We start from the raw sequence: 1,053 nt of genomic DNA on the forward strand, positions 1-1,053 counted from the left end.
TGATAGCGGAACTTTGGAACCGGTTCTGCCGGACTGGTGGCAGGCATTCTCAGGACCCTTACTCTACTATTCGGGCCGCCGCCTAGTGCCGCCGCCCCTGCGCGCGTTCGTCGACTTCATTCGCAGCCAGGACGCAGCCGCTGGTGAATGCCCGGCCAAATGAACAGATGTCCGCTCTTGGGGAGCGGCTTTGTGCGTCTGAATGGCCGCTTGTGGGTCAGCCACGCCGGCTGCTGGGGTCGGCTCTCGACCAACTCGAGACATTTGGCATCGTTGACGTGACCGACAGCTCTTGCTGAAACCCGCCATTCGATTTGCGCAAACCGGCCCGTCGTTAACGCGTCCTAATCCCGCAGTCTGAGGGCGGCGCGTGCTTCGAGGTTAGGCTTTTGCCCCAATCTTCATACCGTCGGTCACGTCGGGTAGACAGTCTGCGCTTCGTAATTGGATGACGTATTTCGCTTAAACCGGGTTAAGGTTACAAAACTCGGCCGAAGGGCGCGTCAGAAAGTAGAGTTAAGGCTAATGGGCGCACCGCCGCCGTTGGGCATGGACGAGGTCTCTTATCGGGCGCTGTTCGACGCGTCACCGATCCCGTTGCTGGTCGTCGCCCCACCAAACTGGATCATCATCACCGCAAATGATGCCCGGCTTCAGGTTACCGGCACGACACGTGAGGATCAGATCGGTCGGCCGCTCTTCGACGTCTTTACGGACGACCCAAGCGACCCGACGGCAGACGGGGTTCGCAATTTGACGGTGTCGCTGGAGCGCGTTGTTAGGACAAGATCAGCCGATGTCATGGCGGTGCAACGATACGCCCTGCCGACGCCCGAAGGGCATTTCGTCGAACGTTGGTGGGCGCCGGTCAACACGCCAGTGCTCAATAAAGACGGTACGGTCGAATACATCATTCACCGTGTCGAGGACCTCACCGAACTGATAAGGATGCGGGGCGAAGCTGAAGCAAGCAGTCAGCTACATCGTGAACAGCAGGCAATCATAGATAAGCTGCGGACTGCAGAAAGCGCCTCTCGAAGAAACGAAGAACGT

Annotated in this window: 1 protein-coding gene; it reads left to right on the top strand. The window is 58.7% G+C overall.

The genetic code is table 11. From position 1 onward, the window contains the following. Positions 1-525: 525 nt before the first annotated feature. On the top strand, positions 526-1,053 hold a 528-nt coding region (locus GKF99_RS08515), incomplete at its 3' end, for a PAS domain-containing protein (protein WP_154273153.1).

Source organism: Finegoldia sp. BIOML-A2 (assembly GCF_009678315.1).
Taxonomy (GTDB): domain Bacteria; phylum Bacillota; class Clostridia; order Tissierellales; family Peptoniphilaceae; genus Finegoldia; species Finegoldia magna.